Consider the following 18,057-nt stretch of genomic DNA (forward strand, 5'->3'; position numbering starts at 1 on the left):
TATCGCGGCCTCTGTCCGAGCAGGCCCTGGCGTACTTCCCCGACGCCAGGTCCGCTCGCTCGGACAGAGACCACGGTGCAGGGGCGCCATTCCTCGGAGGGCTAGCAATGGCTGCCACCTCTGACCACGGACACATCCCGGTCCTGCTCGACCGATGCGTCGAACTGCTCAAGCCCGCCCTGACGCGGCGTGCTCCCGACGGCTCCGGTGCCGTGCTGGTGGACGCCACGTTGGGTGCGGGTGGGCATGCCGAGCGGTTCCTCGCCGAACTCCCGGGCCTGCGATTGATCGGTCTCGATCGCGATCCGAACGCCTTGTGGATCGCCGGTGAGCGCCTCGCCCCGTTCGCAGACCGGGTCCTGCTGACCCGGACGAGATTCGACGCAATCGCGGACGCGCTCACCGAATCCGGTTATTGGACAGGTGCGTCCGGCCGACCCGAGATCGACGGGATCCTATTCGACCTCGGCGTCTCGTCGATGCAGCTGGACCGCACCGAGCGCGGGTTCTCCTACGCGGCCGACGCGCCGCTGGACATGCGAATGGACCCCGACGCGGAGCTGACCGCAGCCGAGGTCGTCAACACCTACGACGAGAAGTCGCTTGCGCGCATCCTGCGTGAGTTCGGTGAGGAGCGGTTCGCCGGGCGGATCGCGGCGCGGATCGTCCGCAGGCGCGCCCGTCGGCCGTTCGCCCGCACCGGCGAAATCGTGGAGCTGCTCTACGAGGCAATCCCGGCACCGGCCCGCCGCACCGGTGGGCATCCGGCCAAGCGCACGTTCCAGGCGCTGCGCGTCGCCGTCAACGGTGAGCTGGACGTGCTCCGCGACGCGCTTCCCGCCGCACTGGCCGCATTGAATGCCGGTGGTCGCATCGCGGTGATGTCCTACCAGTCACTGGAGGATCGCATCGTCAAGAACGTATTCGCCTCGGCGACGGCGTCGCGGACCCCACCCGGTCTGCCCGTCGAATTACCCGGACACGAACCGGAATTCGCGAGCCTGACCCGTGGCGCCGAGCGTGCGGGCGCGACTGAGATCGAACTCAACCCACGAAGCGCGTCCGTGCGGCTTCGGGCATTGGAGAAGGTCGCCGAAAGGCCAGAAGGGGATGAGTCATGAAGGCCAAGCGACCCACCGCCGCGCGCGGCACCGATGAGCGCAGGCGTTCGCAGCGCCAGCCCACCCGCGCAGCGCAGCGGCGTTCACCGGAGGCACCACCGCAGCGGGGGCGTCCGCGCGCAGCCGAAACCGCACCGATCACCCGCCCGCAGATCAAGCCCGTCCGGCCGAAGAATGCCAGCCAGGCCAAGGCTCGCGCGAAGGCCCGAAAGGCCAAGGCGCCGAAGATCGTTCGGCCGCCCCTGAAGGAAAGGTTGCTCGCGCGAATCTCGGGGATCGACCTCAACCCGCGGACGCTGGCGGCCAGGGTTCCGTTCGTCGTCCTGGTCATCGGGTCGCTCGGCCTTGGGCTGGGTGTCACGCTGTGGTTGTCGACCGACGCCGCTGAGCGGTCATACCAGCTGGGCAGTGCCAGGGAAACCAATCAGGCCTTGCTGCAGCAGAAAGAGGCCCTCGAACGCGACGTGCTGGAGGCCCAGGCGGCACCGGCCCTCGCCGAGTCCGCTCGTGAGCTCGGCATGATCCCGTCCCGAGACACCGCACACCTCGTACAGGATCCGGCCGGAAACTGGATCGTGGTGGGCACACCCAAACCGGCAGAAGGCGTTCCGCCGCCACCGTTGAACGCGCCGCTACCCGACGACAGCCCCGCGCCGCCTGCGCAGGCCGCGGCCGGCCGGCCGGCACCGCCGCTGGTGGCCGACCCCCGCGAGATGGTCGTCCGGGTGCCGGAACGGACCGGGCCCGCAGCGCCCGTCCCCGTCCCCGCCCCCGCCCCCGCCCCCGCGCCTGATCCGGCCGCCGTCCCACTTGCCGGGCCGCTGCCCGACAGCCCGCACGGCGCGAGCGGCCAGCCGCCCGCGCTTGGACCTGCCGTACAGCCCGAAGGGCCGTTGGCCACGCCACTGCCCGCGCCGCAGCCCGTTGCACCCGCCGCGGCTGCGCCCGCCGAGCAGTTCGGCCCGGTCACCGCGACAGTCCCCGGCGCCCCCGCGTGAGCCGCGGCACCGGTCGGCGCGGCCGCAAGACCGGGCAGGCGGGTCCGAGCCAGGAGCGGTCCGCCCGTGCGCGTCGTACCCGGCAGCCGGCGCCCGACAACGGTCTGCGCAGTGCATCCTTCGTGTTCCGGCACCGGGCCGGTAACGCCGTCATCTTCCTGGTGCTCATCGTCGCCGCCGCGCAGCTGTTCAACCTGCAGGTGCCGCGCGCCGCGGGGTTGCGCGCCGAGGCGGCGGGTCAGCTCAAGGTCACCGACGTCGACAAGGCGGTGCGCGGCAGCATCGTCGACCGCAACGACGACAAGCTCGCGTTCACCATCGAGGCGCGTGCGCTGACGTTTCAGCCGGTCAAGGTCCGTAAGCAGCTTTCCGACGCCAGACAGAAGACGCCGGAGGCACCCGACCCCGAGGCGCGGCTGCGCGACATCGCCGCGGAGGTGGCGCTGCGGCTGAACAACAAGCCCGATGCCAAGACGGTGCTGAAGAAGCTGAAGAGCAACGAGCCGTTCGTCTACCTCGCCCGCGCAGTCGATCCCGCGATCGCCCAGGCCATCTCGAAGAAGTTCCCCGAGATCGGTTCCGAACGCCAGGACCTGCGCCAGTATCCCGGCGGTTCGCTGGCCGCCAACATCGTCGGAGGCATCGACTGGGACGGCCACGGGCTGCTCGGGCTGGAGGACTCCCTGGATGCCACGCTGGCCGGGGCCGACGGGTCGGTCACCTATGACCGCGGCTCCGACGGCGTGGTGATTCCGGGCAGCTACCGCAACCGGCACACCGCCGCCAACGGATCCACCGTCCAGCTGACCCTCGACGACGACATCCAGTTCTACGTCCAGCAGCAGGTTGCGCAGGCCAAGAACGCCTCCGGTGCGGAGAACCTCTCCGCGGTGGTGCTCGACGCGAAAACCGGTGAAGTGCTTGCGATGTCGAACGACAACACGTTCGACCCCAGCCAGGACCTTGGCCGCCAGGAGAACCGCGAGCTTGGCAACCTGGCCGTCTCGTCACCGTTCGAGCCGGGCTCGGTGAACAAGATCGTCACCGCCGCGTCGGTCATCGAGTACGGGCTGTCCAACCCCGACGAGGTGTTGCAGGTGCCCGGCTCCATCGACATGGGCGGCGTCACCGTCGGCGACGCGTGGGAGCACGGCGTGACGCCGTACACCACCACCGGCGTGTTCGGGAAGTCCTCGAACGTCGGCACGCTGATGCTGGCGCAGCGCATCGGCCCGGAGCGCTACGCCGAGATGCTGGACAAGTTCGGCCTCGGTCAACGAACCAACGTCGGTCTGCCCGGCGAGAGCGAGGGCCTGGTACCGCCGATCGACCAGTGGTCCGGCAGCACCTTCTCCAACCTGCCCATCGGACAGGGCCTTTCGATGACGCTGCTGCAGATGACGGGTATGTACCAGGCGATCGCCAACGACGGCGTCCGCATCCCGCCGCGCATCGTGAAGGCCACCATCGCACCCGACGGCAGCCGCACCGAGGAACCCCGCCCCGACGGCGTGCGGGTCGTTTCGCCGCAGACGGCGCAGACCGTGCGCAACATGCTGCGCGCGGTTCTGCAACGCGACCCGATGGGCACGCAACAGGGTACGGGGTCGACCGGAGCCGTCGAGGGCTATCAGCTCTCCGGCAAGACCGGTACCGCACAGAAGATCAACCCGGCGTGCGGCTGCTACTACAGCGACGTCTACTGGATCACCTTCGCCGGCATGGTCACCACCGACAACCCGCGGTACGTGATCGGCATCATGGCCGACAACCCGCACCGCACCGCGGAGGGGCAGCCGGGCACGACCATGGCACCGCTGTTCCACAACATCGCCAGCTGGCTGCTGCAGCGCGAGAACATCCCGTTGTCGCCCGACCCCGGCCCCCCGCTGACTCTGCAAGCCACCTGAGCCGGGGGCCGCCGGTCGGCAGGCCGGTACTGTGTCAAGGCCATGAAGCTGCGTCCCTTGCATCCCGCCGGCCAGGCGCTCGGGCCATTGGCCGACCTGGTAGACGCGGCTATCGAGCCGCCAGGCCAAGGGCGTGAGATCGTCGTCACCGGCGTGACCCTGCGCAGCCAGGACGCCCAGCCAGGAGATCTGTTCGCGGCGTTGCCGGGCGCGTCTTCGCATGGTGGGCGCTACGCCGTCGACGCCGTCCGGCGCGGCGCGGTCGCAGTGCTCACCGATTCTGAGGGGCTGGCTCACATGGGCGCCGACGCGACGGTGCCCGTACTGGTCCGGCCCGGCCCCCGGTCGGTGCTGGGCGGGCTGGCCGCCGCCGTGTACGGCAACCCGTCGCGGCATCTGCGGGTCATCGGGGTGACCGGCACGTCGGGCAAGACCACCACCACGTATCTGGTCGAGGCGGGACTGCGGGCGGCGGAGCGGGTCGCGGGCTTGATCGGCACCGTCGGCATCCGGATCGCCGGCGAGGACCTGCCGAGCATGCTGACCACACCCGAGGCGCCAGATCTGCAGGCGCTGCTGGCGCTGATGCTCGAGCGGGACGTCGACACCGTCGTGATGGAGGTGTCCAGCCACGCGCTGAGCCTCGGCCGTGTCGACGGAGTCGAGTTCGCGGTCGGCGGCTTCACCAACCTGTCCCGGGACCACCTCGACTTCCACCCGACGATGGAGGACTATTTCGACACCAAGGCGCGGTTGTTCATCCCCGAATCGCCAACAGCCGCAAACATTTCGGTGGTGTGCATCGACGACGACGCGGGGCTGGCCATGGCCGGGCTGGCGTCTCATCCGGTGACGGTCAGCGCCACCGGCCGCGACGCCGGCTGGCGCGTCGAGGACATCCGCGACGTCGGGCGCGGCGGGCAGGAGTTCGTCGCCGTCGATCCGGCCGGAGTTCACCACGGGCTGCGCGTCGGGCTGCCTGGGCGCTACAACGTCGCCAACTGTCTGCTCGCCGCCGCACTGCTGGACGCGGTCGGGGTATCGCCCGAGCAGGCCGCGCCGGGTCTGCGGGATGCGCGGGTGCCGGGCCGGCTGGAGCCGATCGACCGCGGCCAGGATTTTCTGGCACTGGTCGACTACGCCCACAAACCGGCGGCACTGCGCGCCGTGCTCGAGACTCTGCGCGGGCAGACCAGCGGCCGCGTCGCGGTGGTGTTCGGCGCGGGGGGCAACCGCGACCCGGGCAAGCGCGAGCAGATGGGCCGGGTGGCCGCGGAGCTCGCCCACCTCGTCGTCGTCACCGACGACAACCCGCGCGACGAGGATCCCGCCGCGATCCGGTCGGTGATCGTCGCAGGCGCGACGGGTGGCCCGGCGGAGGTGGTCGAGATCGGCGATCGGCGTGAGGCCATCGACCACGCCGTCGCTTGGGCCCGCGCAGGGGATGTCGTGCTGATCGCGGGAAAGGGTCATGAGACCGGCCAGACCAGCCGCGGGCAGACCCGGCCGTTCGACGACCGCGACGAGCTGGCCGGATCCCTCGATGCGCTGGGGTCCAACGGGTGATCGACCTGACGCTGGCCCAGATCGCCGAGATCGTCGGCGGTGAGCTCGCCGACATCTCCGCCGCCGACGCCGCGGAGACCAGGGTGACCGGCACCGTCGAGTTCGACTCGCGCGCGGTGACCCCGGGCGGGCTGTTCCTGGCGCTGCCCGGCGCGCGGTCGGACGGCCACGACTTCGCCAAGGCTGCGGTGGCTGCCGGTGCGGCCGGGGTGCTGGCCGCCAGGCCGGTCGGGGTTCCCGCGGTCGTCGTCGCACCGCGCTCCGACGCGGGAACCGACAGTGCGGCAGGCGTTCTCGAGTTCGACACCGACGGCTCGGGCGCGGCGGTGCTCTCCGCCCTTGCCCGGCTGGCCGCGGCGGTGGCCGCCGAGCTGGTGGCAGGCGGCCTGACGATCGTCGGCATCACCGGATCGTCAGGTAAGACGTCGACCAAGGACCTGGTCGCCGCGGTGCTCGCGCCGCTGGGTGAGGTGATCGCCCCGCCGGGCTCGTTCAACAACGAGCTGGGCCACCCGTGGACGGTCTTGCGGGCGGGCGAGGACACCGACTATCTGATTCTCGAGATGTCGGCCCGCCACCCCGGCAACATCGCGGCGCTGGCGGCGATCGCCCCGCCGTCGATCGGGGTCGTGCTCAACGTCGGCACCGCCCACCTCGGCGAATTCGGTTCACGCGACGCCATCGCTCGCACCAAAGGCGAACTGCCACAAGCAGTTCCAGCATCTGGAGTGGTCATCCTCAATGCCGACGACGACGCCGTCGCGGCCATGGCGGAGCGGACCGCCGCCCGCGTGGTCCGGGTGTCGCGGTCACCGGGCGTCGACGTGTGGGCGGGACCGGTGACGCTCGACGAGGTGGCGCGCCCGCGCTTTACGCTGTATGCGGCGGGCATCGAGGCCGACATATCGCTGGCGGTGCACGGCGACCACCAGGTGTCCAATGCGCTGTGTGCGGCCGCGGTCGCACTCGAGTGCGGAGCGACCGGCGCACAGGTGGCGGCCGCACTCGCAGGCGCGGGCCCGGTGTCGCAGCACCGCATGCACGTCAGCACCCGTGACGACGGCGTGACCGTCATCGACGACGCTTACAACGCCAACCCGGATTCCATGCTGGCCGGCCTCAAGTCGCTGGCCTGGATGGCCCGTCAGGGCACCGAGAGCCGACGTAGCTGGGCGGTGCTCGGCGAGATGGCCGAACTCGGCGACGACGCGATATCGGAGCACGATCGCATCGGCCGGCTGGCGGTGCGATTAGATGTCAGTCGACTGATCGTCGTGGGAACCGGGAGATCTATGAGCGCCATGCACCACGGGGCGGTCATGGAGGGTTCGTGGGGAGGAGAGGCCATCATGGTCGCCGACGCTGACGCCGCGCTGGCATTGTTGCGGGCCGAACTGCACCAGGGCGACGTGGTGCTCGTCAAGGCGTCGAACGCTGCAGGGCTGGGAAAGCTCGCCGAGGCGTTGGTCGCCTCATGAGGCAGATCCTCATCGCCGTCGGTATCGCGCTGACGGTGTCCATCCTGTTGACCCCGGTCCTGATCGGGCTCTTCACCCGGCAGGGCTTCGGCCACGAGATCCGCGAGGACGGGCCGCCGAGCCACCACAAGAAGCGCGGCACCCCGTCGATGGGCGGCGTCGCGATCCTGGCGGGCATCTGGGCCGGCTACCTCGGCACCCACCTGGTCGGGCTGGCTCTCGACGGCCAGGGCCCGTCCGCGGCGGGCCTGTTGGCCCTGGGGCTGGCGACCGCGCTCGGCATCGTCGGCTTCATCGACGATCTGATCAAGATCCGCCGGTCGCGCAACCTCGGCCTGAACAAGACCGCCAAGACGGTCGGCATGCTGGCGGCCGCGGTGATCTTCGGTGTGCTGGCACTGCAGTTCCGCAACGCCGACGGGCTCACTCCTGGCAGCGCCGAACTGTCCTATGTGCGCGAGATCGCGACGGTGACACTGGCTCCCGCCATTTTCGTGCTGTTTTGCGTGCTGATCGTCTACGCGTGGTCGAACGCGGTCAACTTCACCGACGGGCTCGACGGGCTCGCAGCGGGCGCGATGGCGATGGTCTGCGCGGCGTATGTGATCATCACCTTCTGGCAGTTCCGCAACGCGTGCGCGACGGCGCCCGGCGTCGGCTGCTACAACGTGCGAGACCCGCTCGACCTCGCACTGATCGCCGCCGCGACAGCAGGGGCGTGCGTCGGGTTCCTGTGGTGGAACGCCGCTCCCGCGAAGATCTTCATGGGGGATACCGGCTCGCTGGCCCTCGGCGGCGTCATCGCGGGGTTGTCGGTGCTCAGCCGCACCGAGATGCTCGCGGTGGTGCTCGGCGCCCTCTTCGTGGCCGAGGTGACGTCGGTGGTGGTGCAGATCCTGGCATTTCGGACCACCGGGCGGCGGGTGTTCCGGATGGCGCCCTTTCACCATCACTTCGAACTCGTCGGCTGGGCGGAAACCACGGTGATCATCCGCTTCTGGCTGTTGACCGCCATCGCCTGCGGCCTCGGTGTGGCGCTTTTCTACAGCGAGTGGCTCACCACCGTCGGGGCATGACGTGACCCGACAAGCCGTCGCGCCACTCGCGCCCGGCGCGCGCGTGCTGGTGACCGGGGCGGGCATCACCGGCCGCTCGGTGAGCGCGGCGCTGGAACCGACGGGTGTCCGGCTGACCATCTGCGACGACGACCCACTCGCCCTGCAGCGCCTCGTCACGCCTGCGACCGTCGTCACCAGCCCCGGATTCCCGCCCACCGCACCGGTGCTGGCTGCCGCCGCCGCCGCGGGCCTGCCGATCTGGGGCGACGTCGAGTTGGCATGGCGACTGGACCGGGCGGGCTGGTTCGGACCGTCGAAGCGCTGGCTGGTGGTGACGGGCACCAACGGCAAGACGACCACCACGTCGATGCTGCACGCGATGCTTGTCGCCGCGGGCAGGCGCGCGGTGTTGTGCGGCAACATCGGCAACCCGGTGATCGACATGCTCGGCGAGCCCGCCGAGCTGCTCGCGGTCGAGCTGTCGAGCTTCCAGCTGCACTGGGCGCCGTCGCTGCGGCCGGAGGCAGGCGCGGTGCTCAACGTCGCCGAGGACCATCTCGACTGGCACGGTTCGATGGATGCGTACGCGGCCGACAAGGCGCGGGCGCTGAACGGCCGGGTCGCCGTCGCCGGGCTCGACGATCCGGTTGCGGCCGGTCTGCTGCCGCAGGCCGCCGCATCGGTACGGGTCGGCTTTCGGCTCGGCAATCCGGCCGAAGGGGAGCTGGGGGTGCGCGACGGCACGTTGATCGACAGGGCCTTCGCCGAGGACCTGCCCCTTGCCGAGACAGCTTCCATCCCAGTGCCCGGGCCGGTCGGTGTCCTCGACGCGTTGGCCGCGGCGGCGCTGGCCCGTGCCGTCGGCGTGCCCGCACCGGCCATCGCCGACGCGCTCTCGTCGTTTCACGTCGGTCGCCACCGCGCCGAGGTGGTCGCCGAGGTGGACGGCGTCACCTACGTCGACGACTCCAAGGCCACCAACCCGCACGCCGCGCACGCGTCGATCGCCGCCTACCCGCGGGTGGTGTGGATCGCCGGCGGTCTACTCAAGGGCGCTTCGGTCGACGACGTCGTCTCCGAGGTGTCAACGCGCCTGGTCGGAGCGGTGCTGATCGGCCGGGACCGGGCGCTGGTCGCCAACGCGTTATCGCGACACGCCCCGGATGTACCCGTTGTGGAGGTTGTGACGGGGGAGGATTCTGTGGTGCCTGAGACCAATGAGTCAGATGTGAATTCTGTGACTCGCTTGATGACTGCCGTGGTCGCCGCCGCACGCAGGTTGGCCCGCCCCGGCGACACCGTGCTGCTGGCTCCCGCGGGCGCATCCTTCGACCAGTTCAGCGGTTACGCCGAACGCGGAGACGCCTTCGCGGCCGCCGTCCGCGCGACGGGGTAGCAGTGAGCACCATTCTGACCCGGTTGCGGCTCCGCCGGACCGGCGCCACCGCAGAGGCCGCCGCTGCCGACGAGGCCACCATCAACGTTCCGCGTACCCGCTTCGGCGCGTGGCTCGGCAGGCCGATGACCTCGTTCCACCTCATCATCGCCGTCGCGGCGCTGCTCGTGTCGCTGGGTCTGATCATGGTGTTGTCGGCGTCGGGCGTGCACTCCTACGACGAGGACGGCTCGCCGTGGGTGATCTTCGGCAAGCAGCTGATCTGGACGCTGGTCGGCCTCTTCGCGTTCTACGCGGCCATGCGCATGAAGGTGAACACCATGCGCAGCCTCGCATTCACTGGCTTCGCGGTCACGATCGTGATGCTCGTGCTGGTGCTGATCCCGGGAATCGGCAAGGAGGCCAACGGCTCCCGCGGCTGGTTCGTCGTCGCCGGCTTCTCGATGCAGCCGTCCGAGCTGGCCAAGATCGCATTCGCGATCTGGGGGGCGCACCTGCTGGCCGCCCGCCGAATGGAGCAGGCATCGCTTCGCGAGATGCTCATCCCGCTGGTGCCCGCGGCGGTGATCGCACTGGCGCTCATCGTCGCCCAGCCCGACCTCGGGCAGACGGTGTCGCTTGGCATCATCCTGCTGGCCCTGCTCTGGTACGCGGGCCTGCCGCTGCGGGTGTTTCTGTCCTCGATGTTCGCCGTCGTGGTGTCCGCGGCGATTCTCGCGGTGTCGGAGGGCTACCGGTCCGACCGGGTGATGTCCTGGCTCAACCCGGGCGCCGACGCGCAGGGCTCCGGCTATCAGGCCAAGCAGGCCCGATTCGCGCTGGCCAACGGCGGCGTTTTCGGCGACGGGCTGGGGCAGGGCACCGCGAAGTGGAACTACCTGCCCAACGCGCACAACGACTTCATCTTCGCGATCATCGGCGAGGAACTCGGCTTCATCGGCGCGGCGGGCCTGCTGTGCCTGTTCGGGCTGTTCGCCTACACCGGTATGCGGATCGCGCGCCGGTCGGCCGACCCGTTCCTGCGGTTGCTCACCGCGACCGCCACCATGTGGGTGCTCGGCCAGGTGTTCATCAACGTCGGCTACGTCATCGGCCTGCTCCCGGTGACCGGCCTGCAGCTGCCGCTCATATCGGCGGGTGGAACATCAACGGCGACAACACTTTTGATCATCGGCGTGATCGCGAACGCCGCCCGACACGAACCCGAGGCGGTGGCCGCGCTGCGTGCCGGCCGCGACGACACGGTGAACCGGCTGCTGCGGCTGCCGCTGCCGCAGCCATACAGGCCGACGCGGACCGAGGCCCTGCGCGACCGGCTGCGGTCGCGCAAACCGAAGGCGGCGGCAAAAGCTGCGCGCAAGCCCGCGAAGGACAATCGACGTAAACCCGATACGGCCGACCGGCCGGTGCGACGCTCAGGGCATCATGGAGGCGGCCAGCGCGCTCACCGCGGACGCGAGGAGCGTGTCAGGCACAGCGCACGCGAGGAGCGTGTCAAGCAGAGCGCCGCTGGACAACAGCGCCACCAGGGCCGACGGGCTCGCACACTGGAAGGTCAACGTCACGGGTGAATGGGCCGATCTCCGTAGTTCTCGCCGGCGGCGGGACGGCAGGCCACGTCGAACCCGCGATGGCCGTCGCCGATGCGCTCAGAGCGCTGGAACCCGACGTGCGAATCACCGCTCTGGGCACCCACCGCGGCCTCGAGAACCGGCTGGTGCCCGAACGCGGCTACCACCTCGAGCTCATCACGCCGGTGCCGCTGCCCCGGAAACCCTCCGCTGACCTACTGCGTCTGCCGCTGCGCGTGCGCCGCGCCGTCAAGGAGACGCGCACGGTGCTCGACGACGTCGGCGCCGACGTCATCGTCGGGTTCGGCGGGTATGTCGCAGTGCCCGCGTACCTGGCGGCGCGCCGTCGCCGGGTGCCGGTGGTCGTGCACGAGGCCAACGCCAGCGCGGGTTGGGCCAACAAGCTCGGCGCCCGGTCGGCGCGCCGGGTGCTCTCCGCGGTCGCGGATCCCGGTCTGCCCCGCGCCGAAGTGGTCGGCGTGCCGGTGCGCGCTGCGATCACATCGCTCGACCGGATCGCAGAGCGGGCGAAAGCCCGCGCTCACTTCGGCTTCGCCGACGATGCGCGGGTGCTATTGGTGTTCGGCGGCTCGCAGGGTGCGCGGTCGATCAACCGGGCCGTCGCTCCCGCAGCGAAAGACCTTGCCGCGGCTGGAGTTTCGGTGCTGCACGCACACGGGCCCAAGAACACCCTCGACCTGCCCGAGCCCGCCGACGGCGACCCGCCCTATGTGGCCGTGCCGTACCTCGACCGGATGGACCTCGCCTACGCCGCAGCGGATCTGGCGATCTGCCGGTCCGGCGCGATGACGGTGGCCGAGGTCTCCGCCGTCGGACTACCGGCGGTGTACGTCCCGCTGCCCATCGGCAACGGCGAGCAGCGACTCAACGCGCTGCCCGTCGTCAATGCGGGCGGCGGAATCCTCGTCGACGACGCCGACCTCACGCCCGGGTTCGTCGGCGACACGGTGGCTGGGTTGCTCTGCGACGCTCCGCGGCTGACGGCGATGACCGCCGCCGCCGCGATGGCCGGCCACCGCGACGCCGCACAGAAGGTGGCCGAGGTCGCCCTGGAGGTGGCACGCAGCGGACGCTCGCGCCGAAAGTCCGACCGGTGAGCCCCGGCGCGCTACCCGAGGAGTTGCAGCGGGTGCACATGGTCGGCATCGGCGGCGCGGGCATGTCCGGTATCGCGCGGATCCTGCTGGATCGCGGCGGACTGGTATCGGGCTCCGACGCCAAGGAGTCACGTGGGGTCGCGGCATTGCGCGCCAGGGGCGCCGAGATCCGCATCGGCCATGACGAGTCCTCACTGGACCTGCTGCCAGGCGGACCGACGGCGGTGGTCACCACCCATGCGGCGATCCCGAAGACGAACCCGGAACTCGTCGAGGCCAGGCGTCGCGGCATCCCGGTGATTCTGCGACCGGTGGTGCTGGCCAAGCTGATGGACGGCTACACCACCCTGATGGTGACCGGCACGCACGGCAAGACCACCACGACGTCGATGCTCATCGTCGCGTTGCAGCACAGCGGATTCGATCCGTCGTTCGCCGTCGGCGGCGATCTCGGCGAGGCGGGCACCAACGCCCACCACGGCAGCGGGGACTGTTTTGTCGCCGAGGCCGATGAGAGCGACGGCTCACTGCTCGAATACACGCCGAATGTCGCGGTGGTGACCAACATAGAGGCCGACCACCTCGACTTCTTCGGCAGCGCCGAGGCGTACGGCGCAGTGTTCGACGACTTCGTCGAGCGGCTGGCACCAGGCGGCGCACTGGTGGTCTGCACGGACGATTCGGGTGCCGCCGCACTCGCCGAACGCACTGCGGCCCTGGGGATACGGGTGCTGCGCTACGGCAGTGACGACCGTCCCGACCTGGTCGGCAGGCTGGTGAGCTGGGAACAGCAGAGCACCGGAGCGGTGGCGCACATCCAACTGGCCGCCGAGAAGCACCCGCGGGTGATGCGAATGTCGGTGCCGGGCAGGCACATGGCACTCAACGCGCTCGCCGCGCTGCTGGCCGCGATGGAGATCGGCGCGCCCGCCGAGAAAGTGCTCGACGGCCTGGCCGGGTTCGAGGGCGTGCGGCGTCGCTTCGAACTGGTCGGCACGGCGCACGGCGTTCGGGTGTTCGACGACTACGCCCACCACCCGACCGAAGTCCGCGCCACCCTCGGCGCCGTGCGGACGGTCACCGAGCAGAGTGGCCGCGGTCGCTCCGTCGTGGTGTTCCAGCCCCATTTGTATTCACGCACTGCCACATTCGCTCGCGAATTCGGCGAGGCACTGGACGGCGCCGACGAAGTCTTCGTGCTCGACGTGTACGCCGCGCGGGAGCAGCCGATGGCCGGCATCAGCGGGGCGACGGTTGCCGAACACGTCGGCAAGCCGGTGCATTACGTGCCGGACTTCTCCGCCGTCGCCGAACTCGTGGCCAACGCAGTGCATTCGGGTGATGTGGTCGTTACGATGGGCGCGGGCGACGTGACGATGCTCGGCCCGGAAATCGTCGCGGCGCTTCAGGCAAGAGCCAACCGCTCGACGCCGCAGCGAGGCCCAGGAGCGGGTGCGCGGTGACCGAGCCGGACGACGCCGGCGAGGTGACAGCTGAACCGGACGATGTGGACGAGGCGACGGCCGAGGCCCAGGAACCGCCCGCAGATTCGGTGGAGGGCCCGCGGCGCCGGGCCAGGCGGGAACGCGAAGCGCGCCGCGAGGCACAGGCCCGCGCCGTCGCGATCGAGGAAGCCCGCAGGGAAGCCAAGCGGCGGGTCAACGGCAAGTCGGCCGATGATTCCAAACCCCTTGCGCGGGGCAGAGTTCGGGGCCTGAAGGTGTTGGTGTGGGCGGTCGTGCTGGTCGTCCTGTTCGTCGGTCTCGGCCTGCTGCTCTATTTCACCCCGATCATGGCGGCGCGCAACGTCGTCATCACCGGCGTCGGCGCCGTCACCCAGGAAGAGGTCATCGCCGCCGCGGCAGTCAAGGACGGCACGCCGCTACTGCAGGTGAACACCGACGACGTGGCTGAGCGGGTGGCCACCATCCGCCGCGTCGCCAGCGCGCGCGTACAGCGTGAATACCCGTCGACGCTACGGATCACCGTGGTCGAGCGGATTCCGGTCGTGGTCAAGGACTACCCCGACGGGCCGCACCTGTTCGACCGCGACGGGGTGGACTTCGCAACCGCGCCGCCGCCGCCCAACCTGCCGTACCTCGAGACGGAAAACCCCGGACCCGGCGATCCGCCGACCAAGGCGGCGCTGGAAGTGATGACGGCGCTGCGGCCGGAGGTGGCCGGACAGGTCGCCAAGGTGTCGGCGCCTTCGGTGGCGGCGGTCACGCTGACGCTCGTCGACGGCAGGGAAGTGGTGTGGGGCACCAACGACCGCACGGAGGAGAAGGCGCAGAAATTGGCGGCGCTGCTGACGCAGCCGGGCCACACCTACGACGTCTCGAGCCCTGATTTGCCGACGGTCAAGTGATCGGTGTCCCCAGACACTGACCGAAATTCCGGGCGTTTCCGTCGGCGCGCCTGCGTGGCTAGTGCTTGACCTCGCCCTACCGTTCTGTTTGCGCGAAGTAACTTGACATAACTATAACCCTCTGGTTGAGGTTTAGAGTTTGCTCGAATTTCTTCGCTCCGAAAGGCAACCAGGGCTGAAGGGGATCGCTGATGAGCGCTCGCGCCAAGAAGGGACGATCATGACCCCCCCACACAACTACCTCGCCGTCATCAAGGTGGTCGGCATCGGCGGCGGCGGCGTCAACGCCGTCAACCGGATGATCGAGCACGGCCTCAAGGGCGTGGAGTTCATCGCGATCAACACTGACGCGCAGGCGCTGTTGATGAGCGATGCCGACGTCAAACTCGACGTGGGCCGAGACTCCACCCGCGGCCTCGGCGCGGGCGCAGACCCGGAGGTGGGTCGCAAGGCCGCCGACGACGCCAAGGACGACATCGAGGAGCTGCTGCGCGGCGCCGACATGGTGTTCGTCACCGCGGGCGAGGGCGGTGGCACCGGCACGGGCGGCGCGCCCGTCGTGGCGACCATCGCGCGCAAGCTCGGGGCCCTCACGGTCGGCGTGGTGACGAGGCCGTTCTCGTTCGAGGGCAAGCGCCGCAGCAACCAGGCCGAGACGGGCATCGCCTCGCTGCGGGAGAGCTGCGACACGTTGATCGTGATTCCCAACGATCGGCTGCTGCAGATGGGCGACGCCGCGGTGTCGCTGATGGACGCGTTCCGCAGCGCCGACGAGGTGCTGCTCAACGGTGTCCAGGGCATCACCGATCTGATCACCACCCCGGGTCTGATCAATGTCGACTTCGCCGACGTCAAGGGCATCATGTCCGGCGCGGGCACCGCGCTGATGGGCATCGGCTCGGCGCGCGGCGACGGCCGGTCGCTCAAGGCGGCCGAGATCGCCATCAACTCGCCGCTGCTCGAAGCGTCCATGGAGGGCGCGCAGGGCGTGCTGATGTCCATCGCAGGCGGAAGCGATCTCGGTCTGTTCGAGATCAACGAGGCCGCCTCGCTGGTACAGGAGGCCGCACACCCCGAGGCGAACATTATCTTCGGCACCGTGATCGACGACTCGCTCGGCGACGAGGTGCGGGTGACGGTGATCGCAGCGGGCTTCGACGCCGCAGGCCCGAGCCGAAAGCCGGTGGTGGGCAACGGCCAGGCGATCGCGCCGGGAAAGGCGGGCAAGGTCACCTCGTCGCTCTTCGAACCGGTCGATGCCGCCAGTGTGCCGGTGCACACCAACGGCGCGACGGTCAGCATCGGCGGAGATGATGACGACGACGTCGACGTTCCGCCGTTCATGCGGCACTGACAGCCGATTCCACTCGGTGGTGCTCCTCTCGTGCGCGCCCTTGATACTGGGGTCGTGAGTGTTCGGGTTCGGCGCGTGACGACCACCCGCGCTGGCGGTGTCTCGGCGCCGCCCTACGAGACTTTCAATCTCGGCGATCACGTCGGCGACGACCCGGCGGCCGTCGCGACCAACAGGAAGCGGCTGGCGGCCGCGATCGGGCTGGGCGCCGACGCGGTGGTCTGGATGAACCAGGTGCACGGCGACCGGGTGGCACAGGTCGACGGCCCGATCGGGTCCGCCGTCGACGGGACCGACGCATTGGTCACGACCACACGGCGATTGGCATTGGCCGTCGTAACCGCCGATTGCGTTCCCGTTTTAATGTCCGACGCCCGGGCGGGGGTGGTTGCTGCGGTGCATGCGGGCCGAGTCGGTGCGCAGAATGGCGTCGTCATCCGCGCCGTCGAGGCGATGCGTGACGCCGGGGCCCAACCCGACGACATCTCCGTCCTGCTCGGTCCGGCGGTCAGCGGCCGCAACTACGAAGTGCCTGCGGCGATGGCCGACGAGGTGGAAGCCGCCCTGCCCGGCAGCAGGACCACCACTGCCCAAGGAACCCCCGGGCTTGACTTGCGGGCCGGAATCGCCAGGCAAATAACAGGTTTGGGCATCACCGCCATCGATATCGATCCGCGATGCACGGTCGACGACCGCGCCCTCTTCAGCCACCGGCGCGACGCCCCGACGGGACGGCTCGCGTCAGTGGTGTGGATGGAATGACCGAGTTGGCCACCACGCGAGAGGTTGAACTGGCCGATGCGCTGACCCTCGTTCGCGAACGGCTGGCGAAGGCAGCGGATGCCGCGGGACGAAACAATGGCGAAATTGAATTACTCCCGATTACGAAATTCTTTCCAGCAACTGATGTGCTTATTCTGGCGCATTTAGGTTGTGATGCTTTTGGTGAATCGCGGGAACAAGAAGCGGCCGCGAAATCGGCCGAATGCAATTCCGCCGAACCCCATTCGCCGATTCGCTGGCACATGGTCGGCCGGATTCAGCGCAACAAGGCGCGGTCGATCGCCAACTGGGCGTACGCGGCGCACTCAGTCGACAGCGCCAAGCTGATCGCCGCACTGGACCGGGCGTCGTCCGACGCGCTCGCAGCAGGCGGGCGGTCCGATCCGCTGCAGGTCTACATCCAGCTCAGTCTCGACGGCGACGTCGCGCGCGGGGGAGTCGACTTCGCGCGCCGGGATCAGGTGGACGAGCTGTGCGCGCAGGTGCACGCCGCGCCCGGGTTGGAGTTCGTCGGCCTGATGGGCATACCGCCGCTTGGCGCCGACGCAGACCAGGCATTCGCGCGTTTGCAGGCCGAACACCAGCGGGTACAGGGTTTCTATCAGCACCGCCTCGGGCTGTCGGCAGGGATGTCCAGCGACCTCGAGGCGGCGGTCGAACATGGTTCGACGTGTGTGCGTGTCGGTACCGCGGTAATGGGGCAACGTCCTCTAACGTCACCATGAGTAGTCACTCCAGTCACATCTTCATCACAGGCATCACGCAAGAAGGGTCCAGCGATGAGCACACTGCACAAGGTCAAGGCGTACTTCGGGATGGCGCCTATGGACGACTACGACGACGAGTACTACGACGACGAGGACCGTCCCTCTCGCCCTTATCCGCGCCGTGAGCGTTTCGCCGACGAGGGGTACGGCCGCTACGAGGACCGTTACGACGACGAGGAGATGCCGGGCGCCTACCGCGGCGGGTACGCCGACGAGGGACGCTTCCATCCGCGCGAGTTCGATCGTGCCGCACCGAGGTTCGCGCCGCTGCGCGGCTCGACCCGCGGCGCCCTTGCCATGGATCCGCGCCGGATGGCGATGCTGTTCGACGAAAGCAGCCCGCTGTCGAAGATCACCACGCTGCGGCCCAAGGACTACAGCGAAGCCCGCACGATCGGCGAGCGGTTCCGTGACGGAACACCGGTCATCATGGACTTGGTCTCGATGGACAACGCTGACGCCAAGCGGCTGGTGGACTTCGCGGCCGGGTTGGCCTTCGCCCTGCGCGGCTCGTTCGACAAGGTTGCGACCAAGGTGTTCCTGCTGTCGCCCGCCGACGTCGACGTGAC

General features: G+C 69.5%; 15 protein-coding genes. All 15 read left to right on the forward strand.

Annotated features, from left to right (window positions below):
• The first annotated feature begins 107 nt into the window (after nucleotides 1-107).
• Entirely contained in the window at nucleotides 108-1,121 is a 1,014-nt protein-coding gene (gene rsmH / locus QOC76_RS26755; RefSeq protein ID WP_526362179.1) for a 16S rRNA (cytosine(1402)-N(4))-methyltransferase RsmH, read from the forward strand.
• Entirely contained in the window at nucleotides 1,118-2,119 is a 1,002-nt protein-coding gene (gene ftsL, locus QOC76_RS26760) for a cell division protein FtsL (protein WP_526362181.1), read from the forward strand. Before rsmH ends, ftsL begins: the two co-directional genes overlap by 4 nt.
• A complete protein-coding gene (locus QOC76_RS26765; protein ID WP_526362183.1) occupies nucleotides 2,116-4,029 on the forward strand; it encodes a peptidoglycan D,D-transpeptidase FtsI family protein in 1,914 nt (637 codons plus the stop codon). Before ftsL ends, QOC76_RS26765 begins: the two co-directional genes overlap by 4 nt.
• Nucleotides 4,030-4,071: 42 nt before the next feature.
• Complete coding sequence (locus QOC76_RS26770) at nucleotides 4,072-5,595, forward strand: UDP-N-acetylmuramoyl-L-alanyl-D-glutamate--2,6-diaminopimelate ligase (RefSeq protein ID WP_526362185.1); 1,524 nt, start codon at nucleotides 4,072-4,074, stop codon at nucleotides 5,593-5,595.
• The gene (locus QOC76_RS26775) at nucleotides 5,592-7,073 is read left to right on the forward strand and encodes a UDP-N-acetylmuramoyl-tripeptide--D-alanyl-D-alanine ligase (RefSeq protein ID WP_526362187.1); all 1,482 of its coding nucleotides are present in this window, start codon (nucleotides 5,592-5,594) and stop codon (nucleotides 7,071-7,073) included. The genes QOC76_RS26770 and QOC76_RS26775 overlap by 4 nt, the downstream gene beginning before the upstream one ends.
• Complete coding sequence (gene mraY, locus QOC76_RS26780) at nucleotides 7,070-8,149, forward strand: phospho-N-acetylmuramoyl-pentapeptide-transferase (protein WP_526362189.1); 1,080 nt, start codon at nucleotides 7,070-7,072, stop codon at nucleotides 8,147-8,149. The genes QOC76_RS26775 and mraY overlap by 4 nt, the downstream gene beginning before the upstream one ends.
• 1 nt (nucleotide 8,150) lies before the next feature.
• On the forward strand, nucleotides 8,151-9,527 hold the full coding sequence (gene murD, locus QOC76_RS26785; protein WP_526362191.1) for a UDP-N-acetylmuramoyl-L-alanine--D-glutamate ligase: 1,377 nt from the start codon (nucleotides 8,151-8,153) through the stop codon (nucleotides 9,525-9,527).
• A gap of 2 nt (nucleotides 9,528-9,529) precedes the next feature.
• On the forward strand, nucleotides 9,530-11,098 hold the full coding sequence (gene ftsW, locus QOC76_RS26790) for a putative lipid II flippase FtsW (RefSeq protein WP_526362193.1): 1,569 nt from the start codon (nucleotides 9,530-9,532) through the stop codon (nucleotides 11,096-11,098).
• The gene (gene murG / locus QOC76_RS26795) at nucleotides 11,095-12,216 is read left to right on the forward strand and encodes an undecaprenyldiphospho-muramoylpentapeptide beta-N-acetylglucosaminyltransferase (protein ID WP_526362195.1); all 1,122 of its coding nucleotides are present in this window, start codon (nucleotides 11,095-11,097) and stop codon (nucleotides 12,214-12,216) included. The genes ftsW and murG overlap by 4 nt, the downstream gene beginning before the upstream one ends.
• A gap of 38 nt (nucleotides 12,217-12,254) precedes the next feature.
• Nucleotides 12,255-13,679: a UDP-N-acetylmuramate--L-alanine ligase gene (gene murC, locus QOC76_RS26800; protein WP_526362207.1), complete on the forward strand. Its 1,425-nt coding sequence runs from the start codon at nucleotides 12,255-12,257 to the stop codon at nucleotides 13,677-13,679.
• On the forward strand, nucleotides 13,676-14,584 hold the full coding sequence (locus QOC76_RS26805; protein ID WP_526362197.1) for a cell division protein FtsQ/DivIB: 909 nt from the start codon (nucleotides 13,676-13,678) through the stop codon (nucleotides 14,582-14,584). Before murC ends, QOC76_RS26805 begins: the two co-directional genes overlap by 4 nt.
• Nucleotides 14,585-14,804: 220 nt before the next feature.
• Entirely contained in the window at nucleotides 14,805-15,938 is a 1,134-nt protein-coding gene (gene ftsZ, locus QOC76_RS26810; protein WP_526362199.1) for a cell division protein FtsZ, read from the forward strand.
• 54 nt (nucleotides 15,939-15,992) lie between these two features.
• Complete coding sequence (gene pgeF, locus QOC76_RS26815) at nucleotides 15,993-16,700, forward strand: peptidoglycan editing factor PgeF (RefSeq protein ID WP_526362201.1); 708 nt, start codon at nucleotides 15,993-15,995, stop codon at nucleotides 16,698-16,700.
• Entirely contained in the window at nucleotides 16,697-17,446 is a 750-nt protein-coding gene (locus QOC76_RS26820; protein ID WP_526362203.1) for a YggS family pyridoxal phosphate-dependent enzyme, read from the forward strand. The genes pgeF and QOC76_RS26820 overlap by 4 nt, the downstream gene beginning before the upstream one ends.
• Before the next feature lie 54 nt (nucleotides 17,447-17,500).
• A partial coding sequence (locus QOC76_RS26825) for a cell division protein SepF (RefSeq protein ID WP_526362205.1) occupies nucleotides 17,501-18,057 on the forward strand: 557 nt, incomplete at its 3' end.

This window comes from Mycobacterium sp. (assembly GCF_032159565.1).
Classification (GTDB): Bacteria; Actinomycetota; Actinomycetes; order Mycobacteriales; family Mycobacteriaceae; genus Mycobacterium.

Excerpts from the sequence above, each read along its gene's own strand:
- rsmH (WP_526362179.1), top strand. The coding sequence starts at position 108 with ATGGCTGCCACCTCTGACCACGGACACATCCCGGTCCTGCTCGACCGA.
- ftsZ (WP_526362199.1), top strand. The coding sequence starts at position 14,805 with ATGACCCCCCCACACAACTACCTCGCCGTCATCAAGGTGGTCGGCATC.
- mraY (WP_526362189.1), top strand. The coding sequence starts at position 7,070 with ATGAGGCAGATCCTCATCGCCGTCGGTATCGCGCTGACGGTGTCCATC.
- QOC76_RS26820 (WP_526362203.1), top strand. The coding sequence starts at position 16,697 with ATGACCGAGTTGGCCACCACGCGAGAGGTTGAACTGGCCGATGCGCTG.
- murC (WP_526362207.1), top strand. The coding sequence starts at position 12,255 with ATGGTCGGCATCGGCGGCGCGGGCATGTCCGGTATCGCGCGGATCCTG.
- QOC76_RS26770 (WP_526362185.1), top strand. The coding sequence starts at position 4,072 with ATGAAGCTGCGTCCCTTGCATCCCGCCGGCCAGGCGCTCGGGCCATTG.
- ftsL (WP_526362181.1), top strand. The coding sequence starts at position 1,118 with ATGAAGGCCAAGCGACCCACCGCCGCGCGCGGCACCGATGAGCGCAGG.